This is a genomic window from Pseudomonas crudilactis (assembly GCF_013433315.1).
GTDB lineage: Bacteria > Pseudomonadota > Gammaproteobacteria > Pseudomonadales > Pseudomonadaceae > Aquipseudomonas > Aquipseudomonas crudilactis.
Genome location: NZ_WXVV01000008.1, coordinates 84,816 through 98,783, shown reverse-complemented (window position 1 = coordinate 98,783; position 13,968 = coordinate 84,816). Strand labels below are relative to the sequence as shown.

14 protein-coding genes and 1 pseudogene are annotated in these 13,968 nt (G+C 58.2%); 8 read left to right on the top strand and 7 right to left on the bottom strand.

The genetic code is table 11. The features are described from left to right. Nucleotides 1–527: 527 nt before the first annotated feature. Together GTU76_RS30550 and GTU76_RS30545 are read left to right on the top strand one after the other, a co-directional pair. Nucleotides 528–1,304: pseudogene (locus GTU76_RS30550) on the top strand (PAS domain-containing protein); the annotation flags it as partial. Between the two features lie 3 nt (nt 1,305–1,307). Then, the gene (locus tag GTU76_RS30545) at nt 1,308–1,847 is read left to right on the top strand and encodes a methyl-accepting chemotaxis protein (RefSeq protein ID WP_224789345.1); all 540 of its coding nucleotides are present in this window, start codon (nt 1,308–1,310) and stop codon (nt 1,845–1,847) included. Between the two features lie 135 nt (nt 1,848–1,982). Here GTU76_RS30545 and GTU76_RS10920 read toward each other — a convergent pair whose 3' ends face one another. From GTU76_RS10920 to GTU76_RS10910, 3 genes are all read right to left on the bottom strand, one after another. Then, nucleotides 1,983–2,534: a hypothetical protein gene (locus GTU76_RS10920; RefSeq protein ID WP_180698615.1), complete on the bottom strand. Its 552-nt coding sequence runs from the start codon at nt 2,532–2,534 to the stop codon at nt 1,983–1,985. A gap of 155 nt (nt 2,535–2,689) precedes the next feature. Beyond that, complete coding sequence (locus tag GTU76_RS10915; protein WP_180698614.1) at nt 2,690–4,114, bottom strand: MFS transporter; 1,425 nt, start codon at nt 4,112–4,114, stop codon at nt 2,690–2,692. 125 nt (nt 4,115–4,239) lie between these two features. After that, nucleotides 4,240–4,680, bottom strand: coding sequence for a PACE efflux transporter (locus GTU76_RS10910; protein ID WP_016983676.1), 441 nt, complete (start codon nt 4,678–4,680; stop codon nt 4,240–4,242). A 121-nt stretch (nt 4,681–4,801) separates the two neighbouring features. On the opposite strand from GTU76_RS10910, the gene GTU76_RS10905 reads away from it, so the two are divergent. Continuing rightward, nucleotides 4,802–5,674, top strand: a complete 873-nt coding sequence (locus GTU76_RS10905; protein WP_180698613.1) for a LysR substrate-binding domain-containing protein — start codon at nt 4,802–4,804, stop codon at nt 5,672–5,674. Nucleotides 5,675–5,924: 250 nt separating this feature from the next. Here the strand turns inward: GTU76_RS10905 and gntR are convergent, their stop codons facing one another. Next, nucleotides 5,925–6,956 carry an HTH-type transcriptional regulator GntR gene (gene gntR, locus GTU76_RS10900; RefSeq protein WP_016983674.1) on the bottom strand — a complete coding sequence of 344 codons (1,032 nt, stop codon included), beginning with the start codon at nt 6,954–6,956 and terminating at the stop codon, nt 5,925–5,927. A 215-nt stretch (nt 6,957–7,171) separates the two neighbouring features. Between gntR and GTU76_RS10895 the strand changes: the two genes are divergently transcribed. Both GTU76_RS10895 and GTU76_RS10890 read left to right on the top strand, forming a co-directional pair. Then, complete coding sequence (locus tag GTU76_RS10895; protein ID WP_007917804.1) at nt 7,172–7,705, top strand: gluconokinase; 534 nt, start codon at nt 7,172–7,174, stop codon at nt 7,703–7,705. Between the two features lie 82 nt (nt 7,706–7,787). Further along, the gene (locus GTU76_RS10890) at nt 7,788–9,143 is read left to right on the top strand and encodes a GntP family permease (protein ID WP_180698612.1); all 1,356 of its coding nucleotides are present in this window, start codon (nt 7,788–7,790) and stop codon (nt 9,141–9,143) included. Nucleotides 9,144–9,324: 181 nt separating this feature from the next. On the opposite strand, the gene alaC is transcribed toward GTU76_RS10890, so the two are convergent. Continuing rightward, complete coding sequence (gene alaC / locus GTU76_RS10885) at nt 9,325–10,542, bottom strand: alanine transaminase (RefSeq protein ID WP_180698611.1); 1,218 nt, start codon at nt 10,540–10,542, stop codon at nt 9,325–9,327. Between the two features lie 139 nt (nt 10,543–10,681). Between alaC and GTU76_RS10880 the strand changes: the two genes are divergently transcribed. From GTU76_RS10880 to GTU76_RS10870, 3 genes are all read left to right on the top strand, one after another. Then, nucleotides 10,682–11,344: a LysE family translocator gene (locus tag GTU76_RS10880; RefSeq protein WP_175553412.1), complete on the top strand. Its 663-nt coding sequence runs from the start codon at nt 10,682–10,684 to the stop codon at nt 11,342–11,344. 67 nt (nt 11,345–11,411) lie between these two features. Continuing rightward, nucleotides 11,412–11,906: a GyrI-like domain-containing protein gene (locus GTU76_RS10875; RefSeq protein ID WP_016984181.1), complete on the top strand. Its 495-nt coding sequence runs from the start codon at nt 11,412–11,414 to the stop codon at nt 11,904–11,906. 325 nt (nt 11,907–12,231) lie between these two features. Continuing rightward, a complete protein-coding gene (locus tag GTU76_RS10870; RefSeq protein WP_180698610.1) occupies nt 12,232–12,720 on the top strand; it encodes a GNAT family N-acetyltransferase in 489 nt (162 codons plus the stop codon). Between the two features lie 121 nt (nt 12,721–12,841). Here GTU76_RS10870 and GTU76_RS10865 read toward each other — a convergent pair whose 3' ends face one another. Together GTU76_RS10865 and GTU76_RS10860 are read right to left on the bottom strand one after the other, a co-directional pair. Continuing rightward, nucleotides 12,842–13,447 carry a pyridoxamine 5'-phosphate oxidase family protein gene (locus tag GTU76_RS10865; RefSeq protein ID WP_175553414.1) on the bottom strand — a complete coding sequence of 202 codons (606 nt, stop codon included), beginning with the start codon at nt 13,445–13,447 and terminating at the stop codon, nt 12,842–12,844. Nucleotides 13,448–13,465: 18 nt separating this feature from the next. Next, on the bottom strand, nt 13,466–13,951 hold the full coding sequence (locus tag GTU76_RS10860) for a GNAT family N-acetyltransferase (protein WP_180698609.1): 486 nt from the start codon (nt 13,949–13,951) through the stop codon (nt 13,466–13,468). Nucleotides 13,952–13,968: the final 17 nt, after the last annotated feature.

The window sequence follows — 13,968 nt, the reverse complement described above, 5'->3', positions numbered from 1 at the left end:
TCGCGAGCAGGCTCGCTCCCACATTGCAATGCGTTTCTCCTGTGGGAGCGAGCCTGCTCGCGAAAGCGCCCGCTCCGGCAACAATTCTCCCCGCGCTGAACCGTTTCTTGTGCAAAAAGTGCCAGATACTGGCCGACTAGTGGCCTTGCGCAAGGCTTGCCGCTGGCTATGCTTCTCGTAACTAACTATGTCGACCGTCATGTCAAAACGTGGCTGAAACGCAGGGTTGGTCCGTGAATTCATGCTGCCAGAGTGCGCAACCCAAGGCACCGACACTGAACCAACAAGGAGCGTCGCTTACATGGAAGTTCTTCAACGCGTTAGGGCTGGCCCGCGTGCGGGCTATCAAGAGAAGGATGTCTTGATTAGAGCGTCGCTGCATGGACTCTCCGATTGATCATCATTTATCACCTGACAACTTCCTCCCGTGGAGGAATGCGTGTGCCTGTTCTGTGGAACGTAGTGGTGGATCGTGAAAGAACTGAACTTTCATCAAATCAAAAGTCCGCGCGGAAGGTGATACAACCATGTTCAACCTACATCACAAGGCTGACCTGCAGCAGATCGAGCGATTCAGCTGCGCCTTGACCGAGGCCAACGCTAAGCTGGAAGCGATCAGCCGTTCAATGGCAATGATCGAGTTCACCCCTGAGGGCATCGTCCTGGATGCCAATGAAAATTTCTGCAAGACCATGGGCTACAGCGCCGATGAAGTGCGCGGCAAACATCACCGGGTGTTTTGTGAAGAGGCTTTCTATCGCAGCGAGGAGTACGCCAAGTTGTGGCGTGATCTGGCTCGCGGTGAGCCGATCAGCGGCACTTTTCTGCGCTTGAACAAGGCCGGCAGGGAAGTCTGGCTCGAAGCCAGTTACATGCCGGTGTATGGCCCGGACAAGCAAGTTCAAAGCGTGATCAAAGTGGCGGCGGACATTACCGCGCGGATCAACAAGGAACATGAAGAAGAAAGCATGCTGGCCGCGATCAGCCGCTCGATGGCGGTGATCGAGTTCACCCCGGAAGGCAATGTCATCGCCGCCAACGACAACTTTCTGAAGACCATGCAGTACTCGCTCAACGAAATCGTCGGGCATCACCACAGCATGTTCTGCCATCGCAGCGAAGCGGAATCCTCGCAATACAAGGCATTCTGGGCCTCACTCAATCGCGGCGAATATCACTCGCATCGTTTCGAGCGCAAGAACAAGTCGGGGCACATGGTCTATCTGGAAGCGTCGTACAACCCACTGTTCGACGCCAAGGGCCGCCTGTACAAGGTGGTGAAATTCGCCAGCGACATCACCCATCAGATGACCACGTTGCAGAACGCCGCCGAATCGGCCCACAGCACCTCGGTACAAAACGACGCCTGCGCGCAAAAAGGCTCACAGGTCGTGCAGCAAACGGTGCAGATCATTCAGGACATTTCCCGCGACCTCAATGAAGCGGCGGCGAGTATTGACGCGGTGAGCAAACAGTCGGACATCATCGGCACCATCGTGCAGACCATTCGCGGGATTGCCGATCAGACCAATTTGCTGGCGCTTAATGCTGCGATTGAAGCGGCGCGAGCCGGTGAACATGGGCGCGGTTTTGCGGTTGTTGCGGATGAAGTGCGCAGCCTCGCGGCAAGGACAAGTCAGGCGACCCTGGAAATTGTCGATGTGGTGCGCAAGAACCATGACCTGTCGCTGAGTGCGGTATCGAGTATGCAATCAAGCCTGAGCCGCACCGGACTGGGAGTGGAGCTGGCGAATGAGGCGGGGGAGGTGATTCTGGAGATTCAGCAGGGCTCAAGGCATGTGGTGGATGCGATCAGTCAGTTCAACGAAACCCTGCAACTGAACTGATTTCTTCAGCTGGATACAATCAATGTGGGAGCGAGCTTGCTCGCGAAAGCGATGTGTCAGTCGGTGGAAATTTCACTGATACACCGCCTTCGCGAGCAAGCTCGCTCCCACATTTGATTTCAGGCGACCTGGAGATCACAGCGCAGCGAGAAACTTGTCCGCCTGCTTGTCGCTGTCCTTCACGTCGTTGTCTTTCTCCGCCTGCGCCAACTTCATCTTGTCCTGCAAGCGCTCGGCGATCTCTTTGCCGATGGCCAGTTGTTTCTCCGGCGGCATGGCTTTGATGTCGTCTTCGGTCAGCCCCATGGACTGCAGGATACTGTCGCGCAGACGCTGTTCCGGCGTCTTGCTCATGTAGTCCTTGAATTCTTCGGTAGCCGAGGTGCCTGTGGTCTTGGTGGACGTGACGTCGGTCGACTGCAGGCCCACGCGGGTCTTGGCAAACGCTTCGTCGACGTTGTCGCTGATGCGCGAGGCTTCGCTGACTTGCTGGGTCGCGATCTGCGTGGCCGAGTCCTGCACCTTGGCGGTGGCTTCGGCGGTTTGCGCCTGGGTCTGGTTTTGCAGGGTTTGCAGCATGGCGCCGTGCAGGCCACCTTGCAGACCGGCCGCAGCGGTGGACGTCGCATCGTCATTCAGCGCTTTTGGCAGATGAATGATTTGCTGTTGTTTGGCACTGATCAACATGATGTGTGGACCTGTAGGTAATTGCTGACTGGCGTAGCGGAGCAATTACCGTGCCTTCTGAATGAATCCTTTTATTTCAACAAGTTGTTCGTCAGTCAGGTGTTGGTGGCGGTCATCCCTTGCCGATAAGCGGCAGGGGATGACCGTTGCCACCCTCAGCGATGGGCAATGTTCTCCAGCGCCAGATTGCGTGTATGCGGGCCGAACCAGCCGATGGTCAACATCACGATCAGCATGCTGCTGACGATAAATGCCAACACTCCCGGTGTGCCGAAGTTGTCGAGAAACAGACCGATCAACAGACTGCTGAACACCGTCGACAAGCGACTGAACGAATAACAGAAACCCACAGCGCGGGCGCGGATGTTGGTCGGGAACAGTTCGCTCTGGTACGAGTGATAACTGAAGCTCAACCAGGCGTTGCAGAAGGTGATCATCACCCCGCAGAAGATCAGCCCAAAGGCGCTGGTCTGCAAGGCGAACAAAGTACCGAAGGTCATCGCGCCGAGGGCCGAGCCGACGATCTGCCACTTGTTCTCGAAACGGTTGGCGAACTTTACGAACAGCAACGGCCCGAGCGGGTAGGCGAGGGTGATGATGAACGCATACATCAAACTGTGGGTAACGCTGACGCCCTGGCCGGAAAGCAGCGCTGGCAACCAGTTGCCGAAGCCGAAGAAACCGATCGCCTGGAAAATGTGGAAGACGATCAGCATCAATGCGCGTCGGCGATACGGTGGCTGCCAGATATCGGCGAAGCGGCCCTTGCCTTCGACGTCGACCGGTACCGTTTCCGGCGTATCCAACGGTTTACCGTGATCCTTCTCGCAGCGTGCTTCGATGTGGTCGAGAATCCGGTTGGCTTCATCAAAGCGGCCATGCTGCGCGAGCCAGCGCGGCGATTCCGGCAGACGCTTGCGCAGCCACCAGATAAACAGCGCAAACACCGCGCTGGCCAACACCACCCAGCGCCAGCCGCTGATGCCGAACGGCGCTTGCGGCACCAACCACCACGACATCAATGCCACCGCCGGCACCGACAGAAACTGCACGAAAAACGCGAAGGCAAACGCCGAACTGCGCATGCGCTTGGGCACCAGTTCCGAGAGGTAGGCGTCGATGGTCACCAGTTCGATACCCAAACCGATGCCGACCAGAAAGCGCATGCAGATGATGCCCAGCGCCGAACTCTGAATCCCCATCAACACCGTCGCCACCGTGTACCAGACCAAGGCGAAGGTGAAGATCGCGCGGCGGCCAAAGCGATCGGCCAACGGGCTGAGCAGGCTGGCGCCGAGGAACAGGCCAAGGAACGTCGCCGAGGCAAACGCCGCTTGATCGGAGAAACCGAACACACCCTGATTGCCGGTGGCAAAGATGCCGTCGCGGATCAGACCGGGGCTGATGTAGGCGGTCTGGAACAGGTCGTACAGTTCGAAAAAACCACCGATCGACAGTAGCGCCACTAGCCGCCAGATCGTTGCGACCGCCGGAAGGCGATCGATGCGGGCGGACACCTGAGCGGCGCGGATCGGGTCGATGCCGTCGCTTTGCGCGGCGGCGGGGGCGTGAGCAGTCATGGGCTGATCCATTTTTTATTGATGGAAAAGCTTAGCCTGCTATCGGAGTTAACGGATTGTGAATATCGGCGGTTTATCCGGGTAAACCGCTGATTTCTCGCAATATCCGCTTACGAATTAACGATTTATGCCGCAGCCGCCGAATCGGGCAGCGCGGAGGCTGGCAGCCCGAAGATCCGGTCGAACAGCCAGTTGAAGGCGAACGTGTAGCACGGAATGAAAATGATCAGCGCCAGATCCAGCAGAAACGCCTGCACCAGGCTGATGTTCATCCACCAGGCGATCAACGGAATCAGGAACACGATCAACGTCAGTTGAAAACCGACCGCGTGAGCGATGCGCCGTTTCACTGTGCGGGTTCGCGATACCTGCCGACTCTCCCAGTGTTCGAACATCGAGGTGTAAATGAAATTCCAGGTCACGGCGATCGTGGTGATGATCACCGCCAATGGCCCGGTGCTGCCCGGGGAGGTGCCGGACAACAGCGCCAGACCGAGGGCGGAGAAGGTCATGCCGATCACTTCGTAGAGCGACACGTAGACCAGTTTGCGTTTGACGCCTTGCATGGGGTTTGCCTCTTTCTTGCCATTTGTTGGCCAGCGGGACTGGCGAAGGCGGCGAAAGATAGCTTCAATAGGGCTGACAGAAAAAGTAAGTAGTTTTCAGTTTTGTTGATAGGTGTGGAAAGTGAATTTCAACAGCGACAGCATCGAGCTGTTTCTTGCGGTGATTGAGCGCGGCTCGTTTTCGGCGGCGGCGCGTGCGTTAGGTCGGGTGCCTTCCGCCGTCAGCATGAGCATTGGCAACCTTGAAGCCGAACTGGGTTATCTGCTGTTCGACCGCAGCCATCGCGAACCGCAACCCACGGCAATGGCTCTGTCGCTGGTACCCCATGCGCGGCTGATTGCCGAGCAGCTCAAACAATTGCAAGTGCACGCGGTGCAGTTGTCGCTGGGGCTGGAAAGCAAGTTATCGATCGGCGTGGTCGCGGACATCGACCGCCGGCGTTTGCTGGCTGCGATCAAGGTGATCGCCGAGCGGCATCCGCTGCTCGACATCGAAGTGCTGACCGCGCCGCAGGATGACGTGCTGGCGATGTTGCACAGCGGTCGGGTCAGCATGTGCCTGGCGTTCGCCGGGTTGAGCATGAACGTGCTGGAGCGTTTTCAGTTTGTCGGCAGCGAACGGATGATCGCTACGCTGGCGGCGGACAGTCCGCTGTTGCAGGGGCAGGATGTGTTTCTTGAAGACCTGGTGCATGTGCGGCAGATCATCGTTGCCAGTCGCGACTTGCCGATCAGTGAAACGCGGCCGTTGGTGGCAGAGTCGTACTGGCGCACCGACAGCCTCGAGACAGCGATGGAGATGGTTGAGGCGGGGTTGGGCTGGGGTAATTTTCCGCTCTCGGTGGTGCAGGCGCGGCTGGACAGCGGACGGCTGAAACGGCTGAATTTCCGCAATATCGAAAACGGACTGGTGATGCCGGTGCATGCGGTGTGGCTCAAGAGCCAACCCTTACAAAAAGGCGCACTGGCCTTGGTCGACCTGCTCAGCCACTGAACCCGCCGCAGATCCCCTGTAGGAGTGAGCCTGCTCGCGATAGCGTTGTGTCAGGCGATGCATGTGTTGAATGACACACCGCTATCGCGAGCAGGCTCACTCCTACAAGGGTTGTGTTTCAACTCAGCATTTGTGAGCACCACATAAAACTGTAGGAGCTGCCGAAGGCTGCGATCTTTTGATCTTGTTTTTAAGAGCAAAATCAAAAGATCGCAGCCTTCGGCAGCTCCTACAGGGGATCGCGACAGTTTCAGGTACTTTCGCGGATCTTCAGTTCGAAACCCATATCTTCAACTGGACGGGCAACGCTGTTACCCGCCATCAACGTCAGCATCTGCTCTGCCGCTCGCCGGCCAATCGCTTCACGCGGGGTGTTGATGCTGCTCAGGCGCGGCACCATGTGCTCGGACATCGGCAAGTCGTTGAAACCGAGAATCGCCACTTGCTCGGGAATCTTGATGCCGTGGCGCAGCGCTTCCAGCAACGCTCCCTGCGCCAGGTCGTCGTTACCAAAGAAGATCGCATCGACATCCGGATGCGCCGCGAGCAACTGCATAAACAATTCCCCACCCAAGCCCACCGATGAAGAGCGAGGCGTCAGCACTTCCAGATCCGGGTCGTAACGACCGGCCTTCTGCAACGCTTTGCGGAAACCTTCGCCACGCAACAAGGTGCGCTGATCGAGTTGCGCACCAATGTAAGCCAGACGTTTGCGCCCACGCGAAAGCAAATGCTCAGCCGCCGTTTCACCGGCACTCAGTTGCGAAAACCCCACGCAATTCACGCCAGCGGCACTGTCCAGCTCCATCATGTACACGCAGGGAATGTTGCTCGCCTCGATCATCCGCCGCGAACTTTCCGTGCGGTCAAACCCGGTCAGCAAGAAACCACGTGGCTGATAGGCCATGTAGTTGCGCAGCAGGTTTTCTTCTTCATCGCGCGAATAGTGGAAGTTGCCGATCAGCACTTCAAAGCCTTTGGGCGTGAGCACCCGATGAATGGCTTCCAGCGTATCGATGAACAGCAAGTTGGATAACGAAGGCACCAGAACCACCACCGAATGGCTCTGCGCCGAGGCCAAAGCACGGGCGGCAGGGTTCACTACGTAGTTGAGTTCACTGGCTGCTTTCTGCACTTTTTCCACCAGTTCGGTGGCGACCGTGCTGACCCCACGCAAGGCGCGCGAGGCGGTAATCGGGCTGACACCGGCCAGGCGGGCAACTTCGTTCAGGGTGGGACGGCCGGTGGTGCGGGTATTTTTATCGTTTTTAGGGGTGGTCATCGACGGCTTGCCAAACAAAAATCAAGGCACTAAGGTAGCGCTGTCCTGATGCAGCTGTAAATGCGTAAGCGAGGTCCTGCCTGATCTTCGCTTTTTGGCGTTGGGAACAAACCTGCTGCAACCCAAAAAAACGACAAGAAGGCGTCGGCAACTTCTGCCTGTGCACTAGAGTCATAGCTAGCAAAGGTAGCGCTGTCTGCGCGCTGAGGTGTTATATGAGTCATCCCATCACCGCCCTGGTCATCATGGGCGTTGCCGGTTGCGGCAAGACGTGCGTCAGCGAGGCCCTGTGCCAATTGAGCGGCGCCACTGCCATTGAAGGCGATACTTTCCATCCGGCCGCGAACATCGAAAAGATGAGCGCGGGGATCCCCCTGAACGACGACGACCGTGCCGGCTGGCTCGACAGCCTGTGCGATGAACTGCGTCGCGTCGATGCATCGGGCAAACGCCCGGTGCTGACCTGCTCGGCCCTTAAACACAGTTATCGCGAAGTGTTGCGCAGTGCCTTGCCGGGCCTGGGCTTCGTGTTTCTTGAATTGACCCCTGAAGTCGCCGCTGAGCGTGTGTCCCATCGTCCGGGCCACTTCATGCCGGCCACGTTGATCGAAAGCCAGTTCGCCACCCTCGAATCGCCCAAGGGCGAGCCGTTGACGTTGGCCCTGAATGCCTCGATCCACAGTGTTGAAGAACTGGCGTCCCAGGCTCACGTCTGGTGGCAGGCCCACGGTCTGAAGCAGGCGGTATGAGTGTGTTGAAAGAGCTAGCGCGGTCCTCCCGACTTCTGTTTAACCCGCTTTAATAACAACAACAATCCAGGAGACACCCCCCATGTTTGGCATGTCCCACGACGCGTTTCTGCTGCTTGATGCAGTGGTCACGGTGATCGGACTGATTGTCCTGATCACCAAGTTCAAGCTGCACCCGTTTATTTCCCTGACCATTGCCGCCGCGTTCCTCGGTCTGACTTCCGGTATGCCGGTCGGCACCATCATCAAGGCGTTCCAGGACGGTTTCGGTGGCGTACTCGGTTTCGTCGGCATCATCCTCGCGCTGGGCACCATGCTCGGCAAAATGATGGCCGAATCGGGCGGGGCGGATCAGATCGCCCAGACCCTGATCCGTGCGTTCGGTAAAGAAAAAGTCCAGTGGGCAATGATGTTCGCCGCGTTCCTGGTGGGCATTCCGCTGTTCTTCGAAATCGGCTTCGTCCTGCTGATTCCACTGGTGTTCATCGTTGCCCGTCGCACTGGCGTGTCGATCATCAAGATCGGTATCCCGCTGCTCGCCGGTCTGTCCGCCGTGCACGGTCTGGTGCCGCCGCACCCGGGCCCGCTGTTGGCCATTGGCGTGTTCGGCGCTGACATCGGCAAGACCATTCTCTACGGTCTGATCGTTGCGCTGCCGACCGCGATCATTGCCGGTCCGATCTTCGGTACGTTTATCGCCAAGCACATTCCGGGTCACCCGAATCAGGAACTGGTCGATCAACTGGCCCGCGAAAATGACGACTCGGCCACGCTGCCGAGCTTCAGCATCACCCTGATCACGGTGCTGTTGCCGGTGTTCCTGATGCTGCTGAAAACCTTCGCTGACGTGGCGTTGCCGGACGGTCACTTCTTCCGCACCTGGATGGACATGATCGGTCACCCGATCTCGGCGTTGCTGCTGGCGTTACTGCTGTCGCTGTACACCTTCGGGCACAAGCAGGGCATCGGTTCCCAACAGATGCTCAAGTGGCTCGACGCAAGTCTGGCGCCAACCGCCGCGATCATCCTGATCATCGGTGCCGGCGGTGGCTTCAAGCAGATGCTGGTCACCAGCGGTGTGGGCGACGTGATCGGCCACATGGCGGTCAGCGCACAGATCTCGCCGATCCTGCTGGCGTGGCTGGTGGCAGCGGTGATTCGTATCGCTACCGGTTCGGCGACTGTGGCAACCATTACTGGCGCGGGCATTGTGGTGCCGGTGGTGGGGATGATTCCGGGCGTTAACCGTGAGTTGCTGGTACTCGCTACGGGCGCCGGTTCGTTGATTCTGTCGCACGTGAATGACGCCGGTTTCTGGCTGGTGAAGCAGTACTTCAACATGACCGTGGCTGAGACGTTCAAGACCTGGACAGCGATGGAAACCATCCTCTCGGTGGTTGCGTTGGGCTTTATCCTGCTGTTGTCGCTGTTCGTTTAAGCGGCTTCACGCAGGCACAAAAAAACCGCAGCGATGCGGTTTTTTTGTGGGTGGAGATATCACGGCTGAACACACAACCAATGTGGGAGCGAGCTTGCTCGCGAAAGCGGTGGGTCAGTCAGCATTGTTGTAGCTGACACGACGCCTTCGCGAGCAAGCTCGCTCCCACAGGGGATAGGTGTCAGGCGGAAGTTTTTGGAGTCAGGCCATCGGCCCGGAACATGCCGCGAATCCCGCGTACAGCCTGACGAATGCGGTCCTGGTTTTCGATCAGCGCAAAGCGCACGTGGTCGTCGCCATACTCACCAAAACCCACCCCCGGCGAGACGCACACCTTGGCCTCGGCCAGCAGTTTCTTGGCGAATTCCAGCGAGCCCAGATGCGCATACGCCTCGGGAATCTTCGCCCAGACATACATCGACGCCTTCGGATTCTCGACCATCCAGCCCAGCTCATGCAGGCCTTTAACCAGCACATTGCGACGCTGGCGATACTGCTCGGCGATGTCGCGCACGCATTGCTGATCGCCTTCCAGCGCGGCAATCGCCGCGACTTGCAGCGGAGTGAAGGTGCCATAGTCGTGGTAGCTCTTGATCCGCGCCAAGGCGTTGACCAGTTCCGGGTTGCCGACCATGAAACCGATGCGCCAGCCGGCCATGTTGTAGCTCTTGGACAGGGTGAAGAACTCCACCGCGATGTCCTTGGCCCCCGGCACCTGCATGATCGACGGGGCTTTCCAGCCGTCGTAGACGATGTCGGCGTACGCCAGGTCGTGAATCACCAGCACGTCGTACTGCTTGGCGAGGGCGATCACTCGCTCGAAGAAATCCAGCTCCACGCACTGCGCGGTCGGGTTCGACGGGAAGCCGAGGATCATCATTTTCGGCTTCGGGATCGAACCGCGAATGGCCCGTTCCAGTTCATCGAAGAAGTCCACGCCTGGCACCAGCGGCACCGAACGGACCTGGGCGCCGGCAATCACCGCGCCGTAGATGTGAATCGGATAGCTCGGGTTCGGCACCAGCACGGTGTCGCCCTGATCGAGGGTCGCCAGCATCAAATGCGCCAGGCCTTCCTTGGAACCGATGGTGACAATGGCTTCGCTTTCCGGGTCGATATCGACCGCGTAGCGATCCTTGTACCAATTGGAAATCGCCCGGCGCAGACGCGGAATGCCCTTGGATGTGGAGTAACCGTGGGTGTCTTCGCGTTGGGCAACTTGTACGAGTTTTTCGACAATGTGCGGCGGCGTGGCGCCGTCGGGGTTGCCCATGCTCAAGTCGATGATGTCTTCACCACGACGACGCGCGGCCATCTTCAGCTCGGCGGTGATGTTGAAAACGTAAGGGGGGAGTCGATCTATGCGCGCAAAGCGGCGCGGCGAACCTTGTTCGGCCATTGTTGCCTCGGATAACGTAAGCGCCCGGAACCGTCCGAGCGACGCTGGTCACTGCGGTGACCTGTGGCGGAAGATAAGGTCAGTGATGGCATACTGTCCAGCCCGTTTGTAAACAATTTTGTCCCAAGGAAATCGGTAGATGGAATTCACCAGCGGCTTCTTGCTGAGCCTTTCGCTGTGCCTGGATATCGGCGTGGCCAACATCGCCATGATCACGCTGGCGATGCAGCGCGGTTACTTTCAGGGCTTTGCACTGGGCCTCGGCACCTGTGTCGGCGACCTGATTTACGCGGTGCTGGCGCTGGCCGGCATGACCGTTTTGCTGCAATACGAAAGCGTGCGTTGGGTGTTGTGGATCGGCGGTGCGGCGCTGCTGATCTACTTTGCGGCGAAGATGATTTACTCGGCGATTCACCACGAGGCGCAGTTGGCGGCCACGGCGGAAGTGGGGCAAAACTCCCATCGCAAGGAGTTCTTCCGGGGGATATTTCTCGCGATGTCGTCGCCGAGCGCGATTCTCTGGTTCGCCGCTGTTGGCGGTACGTTGATCGCCCGTTCCGGTGGCGGTGGGCCGGTGAGTTCGGCGCTGTTCCTTGGCGGATTCCTTTGCGCCGGGCTGCTGTGGTCGGCGGGTTTATGCTTTGCCGCAAGCCATGGTGGCAAGCTGTTGGGCGACAAGCTGTTGCGCTATTCCTACATGGCATCTGCGGCGATCTTCTGCTATTTCGCGGTGTATGTGATCGTATCTGGCTATAACGAATTCGTTGGTTCGGGCGCCGTCGAGCAGTTGCACGCGCTGTAAACGTGCGAATCGGCTTTGGCTTTCTATACTCCCAGCCGAACCCCTCTTTTGTTCCAGGAGTCGAGTCATGGATGAGCAAAAACGCGTCGAAGTGGCTGAACCTCGCTTCGAACATGGACACTTCCTGCTGATTGCAGGCTTTCGCGGTCGATTTACTCAAGACACAGCAAAAAACATCCCGGCGCTGTGGGAAAAGTTCTTGCCGCACCTGGGAAAGATCCAGGGACAAAAAAACGAAGTGACCTACGGCGTCTGCAGTAATTTCGACGACAAGGGTGGCTTTGATTACACCGCCGGGGTGGAAATCAGCAAGCTTGATGACCTCGACCAGAAGGTCTACCAATGGATCGAAGTGCTGCCTCGCCAGTACGCAGTGTTCGAGCACAAAGGACCGCTCGAACAGTTGCCGCAAACCCTGCAATACATCTACAAGACCTGGTTGCCGACCTCTCATTATGTGGAACTCAACGCCCCGGAACTTGAGCGTTACAGCGCCGACTTCAACCCGAAGAAGCACACCGGCAAACTGGAAATCTGTGTACCGGTCGATACCAAGGCCTGAGCGGGGCAAGCCTGAGGCGGATCATTAATCCGCCTCATGGTTTTTAACCCCGCTTGCCTTTGCCCAACCGTCGCGCCCGCAACAGGTCGATGCCTAACGTGATAAAGCCGAACGTACTGATGCCCAACACCATCAACAGGCCGATTTCAACGCTGCTCATAAGCGGTTTCCCCCAAGGGTGATCAGAGATACACCGCAGAAATAGCCCGGCCCGCCCCCGAAGAAAAGCACTTATACGCAGGCTTTACGCCGCCCGTGCGCATCGATATGCAGGCCTTATTCCTTTATGCTTTCGGCACTTTCTTCTGCTGATTTCCGAGCTGCCATGAACACCGTCATCCGCAATGTCACCGCCGCCGACCTGGACCGCTGCTACGCCATCGAAACCGTTGCCTATGAGGGTGACGAAGCGGCTACCCGCGAAAAAATCGCCACGCGCATCGCCACCTGGCCGGAAGGCTTTGTTGTGGCTGAGGTCGATGGCATCGTCGCAGGCTTCGTCAATTCCGGTGCGGCGTTTGACGTGCAGATGTCGGACGAGGCATTCAAGGAACTGATCGGCCACGACCCGCAAGGGCCGAACGTGGTGATCATGTCGGTGGTGGTGCACCCGGATTATCAGGGGCAGGGTCTGGCCAAGCGTTTGATGGGCGAGTTCATCGAGCGTATGCGTGCGATGGATAAAGCGACGATTCATTTGATGTGCAAGGAACAGCATATTCCGCTGTATGCCGGGTTTGGTTTTGCCTACATCAAACCGTCGGAGTCGGATCACGGCGGCATGGCGTGGCACGAGATGATCCTGACTCTCTGACTTTATGGATGATTACCCCTGTAGGAGCTGCCGAAGGCTGCGATCTTTTGATGTTGCTTCTTAAAAGATCAGCATCAAAAGATCGCAGCCTTCGGCAGCTCCTACAGGGGACCGTGTTCTGTCAGTAGAGAGTATCGGTGACCCGTTTAGGCGCTTCGCGGTCGTAGGTTTCGGCGTCGAACTCGCCATCATTCAGGCGCTTGTGGAAAGCGCCGGCAGAGGGCAGGGCCGAGCGCGGCAGGTGCGTTTCCGGATTCCACGCATCCGAACGGACGAACGCTTTCGAGCAATGAAAAAACGCCGCTTCCACCGTCACCAGCAACACCGTTTTCGCCGGTTTGCCATTCACCGCAAAGCTTTCCAGCAGCTGTGGATCTGCGCTGATCGTTGCCGTGCCATTGACCCGCAACGTCTCGCCAATCCCCGGAATGATGAACAGCAGCGACACCCGAGAATCCTGCAGCACATTGCGCAAGGTATCGATGCGGTTGTTACCCGGGCGATCCGGCAGGGCCAGGGTGTTTTGATCAATGATCCGCACAAACCCCGGCGTATCCCCACGCGGCGAATTATCCAGGCCATCGGCCCCCACCGAGCTGACAATCACCAGCGGTGACAGGCGCACCATCGCCTGATAATCCTCGTTGAGAAAACCGATCTGCTTGCGCACCGCCCGCTCGTGGGGCAGTCCGTAAATCGCTTCCAGCGCTTCGATTGAGTCGATCATCGTGCATTCCTCGATGACTTAGAAAAACAGCCCCATACGCCGCTCGTAACCGATCCGGCCCTTGTACGCTTCACCGCTGTCGACGTAACCGTGTTTGGCGTACAGCGCGATGGCCGCGTCGTTATCCGCGTCCACCGACAATTCCAGCCCCTTGATCTCCGGCCACGCCAGACGCGCAACCTCGGGTAGCGCTTGCAGACAGGCCTTGCCGTAACCCTTGCCTTGTGCGCGGCGATCGACCTGCAACGCATGCAAGGTGGCGCTGTGTTCATCGGCCCAGGCCGGCAAGACCGGCGGGCGCTTGAGCAGCAGAAACGCTACCGGCACGTCATCCGCCAGCAGCGCAAAGCCTTTTACGCCGGGGCCGGGCTTCGACAGCAGCGTGTGCAACGCGCCATGGATATCACCGGAGAACTTGATCTGCTCGGCATGGATTTCAATTGCCTCGACTTGCTCACGCTGTAAAGCGTTGAGGCTGTCGTACGGCACGAGTTGGGCTGACACGGGAATTTCCTTTTTCC

Coding starts and splice junctions, on each gene's coding strand:
- GTU76_RS30545 (WP_224789345.1), top strand. CDS start 1,308: ATGACCACGTTGCAGAACGCCGCCGAATCGGCCCACAGCACCTCGGTA.
- GTU76_RS10920 (WP_180698615.1), bottom strand. CDS start 2,534: ATGTTGATCAGTGCCAAACAACAGCAAATCATTCATCTGCCAAAAGCG.
- GTU76_RS10915 (WP_180698614.1), bottom strand. CDS start 4,114: ATGACTGCTCACGCCCCCGCCGCCGCGCAAAGCGACGGCATCGACCCG.
- GTU76_RS10910 (WP_016983676.1), bottom strand. CDS start 4,680: ATGCAAGGCGTCAAACGCAAACTGGTCTACGTGTCGCTCTACGAAGTG.
- gntR (WP_016983674.1), bottom strand. CDS start 6,956: ATGACCACCCCTAAAAACGATAAAAATACCCGCACCACCGGCCGTCCC.
- GTU76_RS10895 (WP_007917804.1), top strand. CDS start 7,172: ATGAGTCATCCCATCACCGCCCTGGTCATCATGGGCGTTGCCGGTTGC.
- GTU76_RS10890 (WP_180698612.1), top strand. CDS start 7,788: ATGTTTGGCATGTCCCACGACGCGTTTCTGCTGCTTGATGCAGTGGTC.
- alaC (WP_180698611.1), bottom strand. CDS start 10,542: ATGGCCGAACAAGGTTCGCCGCGCCGCTTTGCGCGCATAGATCGACTC.
- GTU76_RS10880 (WP_175553412.1), top strand. CDS start 10,682: ATGGAATTCACCAGCGGCTTCTTGCTGAGCCTTTCGCTGTGCCTGGAT.
- GTU76_RS10875 (WP_016984181.1), top strand. CDS start 11,412: ATGGATGAGCAAAAACGCGTCGAAGTGGCTGAACCTCGCTTCGAACAT.
- GTU76_RS10870 (WP_180698610.1), top strand. CDS start 12,232: ATGAACACCGTCATCCGCAATGTCACCGCCGCCGACCTGGACCGCTGC.
- GTU76_RS10865 (WP_175553414.1), bottom strand. CDS start 13,447: ATGATCGACTCAATCGAAGCGCTGGAAGCGATTTACGGACTGCCCCAC.